Here is a 6000-nt window from a genome sequence, read left to right on the forward strand (position 1 = left end):
ACTAAAGGCTATCCTTAACCAGGGAGCTGATTATGAAAAACGCCACATGTTTAACTGACGCTCAACGCTGGCAATCGGTCTTAGCCCGCGACCCGAACGCCGACGGCGAATTCGTTTTCGCCGTGCGCACCACGGGTATCTTTTGCCGTCCGTCTTGCCGAGCCAGACATGCCTTGCGGGAAAATGTCTCCTTCTACGCAAATGCCAGCGAGGCACTGGCCGCCGGATTTCGCCCCTGCAAACGTTGTCAGCCAGACAAAGCCAATCCCCGGCAACATCGCCTTGATAAAATTACCCACGCCTGCCGACTGCTGGAACAGGAAACGCCTGTAACGCTGGAAGCCTTAGCCGACCAGGTGGCAATGAGTCCGTTCCATCTGCATCGCTTGTTTAAAGCCACTACAGGAATGACGCCGAAAGCCTGGCAGCAGGCCTGGCGCGCTCGCCGTTTACGCGAATCGCTGGCGAAAGGGGAGAGCGTGACGACGTCTATTCTTAAGGCTGGATTCCCCGACAGCAGCAGTTACTACCGCAAAGCCGACGAAACGCTGGGCATGACAGCTAAACAGTTTCGTCACGGAGGTGAAAATCTGGCTGTGCGTTATGCGCTGGCTGATAGTGAGCTGGGCCGGTGCCTGGTGGCAGAAAGCGAGCGGGGGATTTGCGCGATATTACTGGGCGATGATGACGCGACATTAATCAGCGAGCTACAGCAGATGTTTCCCGCTGCCGACAACGTGCCTGCTGACCTGACGTTTCAGCAACATGTGCGTGAAGTAATCGCCAGCCTCAATCAACGCGATATGCCGCTGACGTTACCGCTGGATATTCGCGGCACTGCTTTTCAGCAACAAGTCTGGCAGGCACTGCGCACGATACCTTGTGGTGAAACCGTCAGTTATCAGCAACTGGCGAACGCCATCGGCAAACCGAAAGCCGTTCGCGCCGTTGCCAGCGCTTGTGCCGCCAATAAGTTAGCTATCGTTATTCCCTGTCATCGGGTGGTCCGTGGTGATGGCTCACTTTCCGGTTACCGCTGGGGCGTGTCGCGCAAAGCGCAACTGCTGCGCCGCGAAGCCGAACATGAGGAGAGGTAATGTTGGATCTGTTTGCTGATGCAGAACCGTGGCAAGAATCGCTGGCTTCCGGCGCGGTGATTTTGCGCCGTTTTGCTTTTAACGTTGCGGAGCAACTGATGCACGATATCAGTGGCATTGCCAGCCAGTCGCCGTTTCGCCAGATGGTCACTCCAGGTGGATATACCATGTCGGTGGCGATGACCAACTGTGGGCATCTGGGTTGGACGACCCATCGGCAAGGTTATCTCTATTCGCCCATTGATCCGCAAACAAATAAACCGTGGCCCGCCATGCCGCAAAGTTTTTATGATTTATGTCGGCGCGCGGCCACGACAGCAGGTTATTCAGATTTCCAGCCTGACGCTTGCCTTATCAACCGCTACGCCCCTGGCGCGAAACTGTCGTTGCATCAGGATAAAGACGAACCGGATCTGCGTGCACCGATTGTTTCTGTTTCTCTGGGCTTACCCGCTATTTTTCAATTTGGCGGCCTGAAACGAAATGATCCGCTCAAACGTTTGTTGCTGGAACATGGCGATGTGGTGATATGGGGCGGTGAATCGAGGCTGTTTTATCACGGCATTCAACCGCTGAAAGCGGGTTTTCATCCACTCACCGCCGACTGCCGCTATAACCTGACTTTCCGTCTTGCAGGTAAAAAAGAATAAAAATAAGAATTATTATTGCTGTGAACGCGAAGATGTTTAAACTGCGGGCTGTAATTCATTGTCCGGGTTTTCTGCATGGAACTTCTTGTACTTGTCTGGCGGCAGTATCGCTGGCCATTTATCAGTGTGATGGCGCTAAGCCTCGCCAGTGCGGCGTTAGGCATTGGTTTAATTGCTTTTATCAATCAGCGCCTTATCGAAACGGCAGATACCAGTCTGCTGGTGTTGCCGGCGTTTCTGGGTTTATTGCTGCTGTTAATGGCAGTCACTCTCGGATCGCAACTGGCACTCACTATGCTGGGGCACCACTTCGTTTACCGACTGCGTAGCGAATTTATCAAGCGGATTCTGGATACCCACGTCGAGCGTATTGAACAACTTGGTAGCGCCTCGTTGCTGGCGGGGTTAACCAGCGATGTGCGCAATATCACTATTGCATTTGTGCGCTTACCCGAACTGGTGCAGGGGATCATTCTCACTATCGGTTCAGCGGCGTATCTGTGGATGCTATCGGGCAAAATGTTGCTGGTAACGGCTATCTGGATGGCGATCACCATCTGGGGTGGTTTTGTACTGGTGGCGCGGGTGTATAAACATATGGCGACCCTGCGTGAAACCGAAGACAAGCTGTACACGGATTTTCAAACTGTACTCGAAGGGCGCAAAGAGCTGACTCTGAATCGTGAACGCGCCGAGTATGTGTTTAACAACCTCTATATCCCTGATGCCCAAGAGTATCGCCATCATATTATCCGCGCAGACACCTTCCATCTTAGTGCCGTGAACTGGTCAAACATCATGATGCTGGGGGCTATTGGCCTGGTATTCTGGATGGCGAACAGTCTTGGTTGGGCTGATACTAATGTTGCCGCGACCTATTCGTTGACGCTGCTATTCCTGCGTACACCGCTGCTTTCAGCGGTTGGTGCGTTGCCGACGCTACTGACTGCGCAGGTGGCGTTTAATAAGCTAAACAAATTCGCGCTCGCGCCTTTCAAAGCGGAATTTCCGCGCCCGCAGACGTTTCCCGACTGGCAAACACTGGAGCTGCGTAATGTGACGTTTAGTTATCAGGATAACGCGTTTTCCGTTGGGCCGCTGAACCTCACCATCAAACGTGGCGAACTGCTGTTTCTGATTGGCGGCAACGGTAGTGGAAAATCGACACTGGCGATGTTGCTGACGGGCTTGTATCAGCCACAAAGCGGCGAAATCTTGCTGGATGGCAAACCTATCAGCGGCGAACAACCGGAAGATTATCGCAAACTGTTTTCGGCTGTATTTACCGATGTCTGGCTGTTTGATCAACTGCTGGGGCCGGAGGGTAAACCCGCTAATCCGCAGCTGGTTGAGAAGTGGCTGATGCAGTTAAAAATGGATCATAAGTTAGAGTTAAGTAACGGGCGTATTGTTAACCTGAAGTTATCAAAAGGGCAGAAAAAACGCGTGGCGTTGTTGCTGGCGTTGGCAGAAGAACGCGATATTATCCTGCTGGATGAATGGGCGGCAGATCAGGATCCACACTTTCGTCGAGAGTTTTATCAGGTGCTGCTGCCGCTGATGCAGGAGATGGGGAAAACGATTTTCGCCATCAGTCATGATGATCATTACTTTATCCACGCCGACCGCCTGCTGGAAATGCGCAATGGGCAACTTAGCGAGCTGACGGGTGAAGAGCGCGATGCTGCTTCGCGTGATGCCGTTGCCCGGACGGCATAATATTTTGACGCTGACCTGGAAGACAGCTGCCGCCAGGTCAACAACCCGGAGACCGGAAAACCGGAGGAAGGGAAATTTGTTAAGGTGATAAACGCGCACAACATCACCTGGAAATACGATGTGAACGGTCGTCTGGTGGAGAAGCTGGTGGACAAAGGCGGCTACCGCTCGTTGCAGTGGCGTTACCGCTGGGACACCTACCGGACTGGAAACGCCTGAGGGTGAGCGCTGGGAGTATAAATATAACCCGTTCGGCAGGCGTATCAGCAAGCGCTGTACCATCCGTGACTAGCCGGGTATGGATTTTCACTGGAACGGCGACCAGTTAACGGAGGAAATCCCTGTCAGCGCAGGTGGTACGCCAGATGCTGAAAACAGCATTCGCTGGATATACACGCTGGGAAGCTTCACGCCGCTGGCGAGGTATGAGAAGGGACAACTGCATTATGCGGTGACGGATACGGTCGGGCGGGTTCAGGAGTTGCTGACGGAAGACGGCACGATAGTGTGGCGTGGCAAACAGCAGTTGTGGGGTCGGGAAGAGGGAAGAAATAAAGAGGATGCACCGGCCTGCCGGTTACGTTTTCCGGGGCAGTATGAGGATGAGGAATCAGGGCTGTACTACAACCGGTTCCGGTACTATGATTGCAGTTCAGGGCAGTATATCTCACCGGACCCGATTGGGTTATGTGGGGGATAAACGCTTACAGCTACGTCAAAAATCCGCTGAAATGGATAGATCCGCTTGGCTTATGTAAAGAAGATGGACCGAAGTCTTTTAAAGCCCCGATTAACGGCATTGAGGATATATTTAAAGATCCCGAAATTTTGAAGGGTCATACACCTGAATCATTATTAAAAGAATTAGGTGGGGGGCCTGATGGTTGGGAGGCTGGAGAAATGAGGCGCTCTAGTCGTGCAGGAGGTTTTACTCTTCGAGAGTGGAATGCTCAAGGTAATTATTTCACTGACAGATATATTCAATATCATCCTGGGTCGCCAAGACACTATGATGGAGTACCTTATTGGAAGGTTTCGTCAGGTACTACAGGAACCGTCAGGTTTCTGGCAGAATGAGGTTAATATGATAAATATTAGGGCTGAAATAATACCTGCAATAGGATTAGGTGGGATTCTACTTGGGGAATCTTTGATGAAATATGAAACTTGGCTTAGAAGTGGATTTGTTAAATATCAACAGGATTCTTTGTTTTCTGTGAAATATTTAATTCCTGAATATCCAATAGAAATAGGAGTTAATATTAGAGATGGAAATATCTATAGGATATCTGCGCTTAATGGCTATTTGGGAAAGTATAATAATTTAGGTATTGGAATGCCTGTAAAGCAAATAGGTTGTGATTTTATCTATGATGACTGTGATGAGGGTTTTATTAATAAAGATATCCCCGGATTAATTATTGAGCCGGATATTGATGATCCTTTACCTGATGAGTTAGAAAACGCTCGTATAGGTGTTATTACTGTATATGCCCCTAAATTTTTTATTTATTGATATTTAAAATAAAAGTCGAGAATATTTTCTCATTTTCTTAACTTTTGAGCGCACTATCATAAATTCTGGTGTTATGATTGCGGGGCAGGTTACTGTCTGTGTGCAGATCCGATTGGGCTGAGAGGCGGGTTAAATCTCTATAGTTATGCGCCGAATCCGCTGAAATATATTGAGCCTCTTGGGTTGTGCAAAACGGATGTTGAAAATAAAAATCCTTATGGCACTTACAGACCTGATCGGCCATTACCTCGTGATAAAAATGGGAGTCCAATCCCTGATGTTAATGCGCCACATACTCAATTAGGTACTAAATCAGGAAGAAAAAGAGAGTATACTCAGGCCAGAGAATGGGGATATGATGAAAATGGTAATTTAGTTCCCAAAAGAGATATTGATTTTACAGATCATGGAAGGCCTAATGAACATCCTAATCCCCATCAGCATGATTATATTCCTAATCCTACAGGAGGAACACCGCAACATGGTCCTGCAAAAGATCTGGAGATCCCATAATGAATGTGAGTAAAGGGTCGATGTGGAATAATGGAGAAAAGGTTCGTTTATCTCATTTATTAGATAAAGTACCAGCTAATAAATGGGACTGGTATCTATATGAAATAGAAGCGATTGGTATTGCGCCGCGAGACATGTCAATGCCTGACTTTGAGCAACGAGTTTTATCCAGTGATACCGGATTTAAATTATCATGGGATGAGGTGAAATATTTTTTCAACTCATTAAGTGACATAAAAAATTGTTTTTTGGCTGCATTAGTGAAATCAGTTAAATATAGCGCGTTAGACAATGGTGATTTATCACATTGCCTAGCTTTAATAACTATATCAGATAGTACCTCATGGGAGGTTAAATTAATGAAGGATAACTATTAATCTATAGCATGAAAGTTAAATAAAAAGTCGGGAAACATCCAGGGAAAGATCTCCGTGATATTCCCGAGACTGTAATTTAAATTGTGTATCTGCCTGTTTTTGATATGTTCACTCCAACACCGGAGACA

General features: G+C 48.5%; 9 protein-coding genes. All 9 read left to right on the plus strand.

What is annotated here, in order from left to right:
• Nucleotides 1-32: 32 nt before the first annotated feature.
• On the plus strand, nt 33-1097 hold the full coding sequence (gene ada, locus A7090_RS09310) for a bifunctional DNA-binding transcriptional regulator/O6-methylguanine-DNA methyltransferase Ada (RefSeq protein WP_105273808.1): 1065 nt from the start codon (nt 33-35) through the stop codon (nt 1095-1097).
• A complete protein-coding gene (gene alkB / locus A7090_RS09315) occupies nt 1097-1747 on the plus strand; it encodes a DNA oxidative demethylase AlkB (protein ID WP_105273809.1) in 651 nt (216 codons plus the stop codon). Before ada ends, alkB begins: the two co-directional genes overlap by 1 nt.
• A gap of 75 nt (nt 1748-1822) precedes the next feature.
• On the plus strand, nt 1823-3466 hold the full coding sequence (gene yojI / locus A7090_RS09320) for a microcin J25 efflux ABC transporter YojI (RefSeq protein WP_105273810.1): 1644 nt from the start codon (nt 1823-1825) through the stop codon (nt 3464-3466).
• Between the two features lie 84 nt (nt 3467-3550).
• Complete coding sequence (locus A7090_RS27025) at nt 3551-3685, plus strand: hypothetical protein (protein WP_274541160.1); 135 nt, start codon at nt 3551-3553, stop codon at nt 3683-3685.
• 79 nt (nt 3686-3764) lie between these two features.
• Nucleotides 3765-4166, plus strand: coding sequence for an RHS repeat-associated core domain-containing protein (locus A7090_RS26520; protein ID WP_274541161.1), 402 nt, complete (start codon nt 3765-3767; stop codon nt 4164-4166).
• Nucleotides 4154-4543 carry a hypothetical protein gene (locus A7090_RS27030; RefSeq protein ID WP_274541162.1) on the plus strand — a complete coding sequence of 130 codons (390 nt, stop codon included), beginning with the start codon at nt 4154-4156 and terminating at the stop codon, nt 4541-4543. Before A7090_RS26520 ends, A7090_RS27030 begins: the two co-directional genes overlap by 13 nt.
• A 7-nt stretch (nt 4544-4550) precedes the next feature.
• Entirely contained in the window at nt 4551-4982 is a 432-nt protein-coding gene (locus A7090_RS09330) for a hypothetical protein (RefSeq protein ID WP_105273811.1), read from the plus strand.
• A gap of 183 nt (nt 4983-5165) precedes the next feature.
• A complete protein-coding gene (locus A7090_RS09335; RefSeq protein ID WP_240246341.1) occupies nt 5166-5495 on the plus strand; it encodes a hypothetical protein in 330 nt (109 codons plus the stop codon).
• Nucleotides 5495-5872, plus strand: coding sequence for a hypothetical protein (locus A7090_RS09340; protein WP_105273812.1), 378 nt, complete (start codon nt 5495-5497; stop codon nt 5870-5872). The genes A7090_RS09335 and A7090_RS09340 overlap by 1 nt, the downstream gene beginning before the upstream one ends.
• Nucleotides 5873-6000 lie beyond the last annotated feature (128 nt).

It is taken from the genome of Escherichia sp. MOD1-EC7003 (assembly GCF_002965065.1).
GTDB lineage: Bacteria > Pseudomonadota > Gammaproteobacteria > Enterobacterales > Enterobacteriaceae > Escherichia.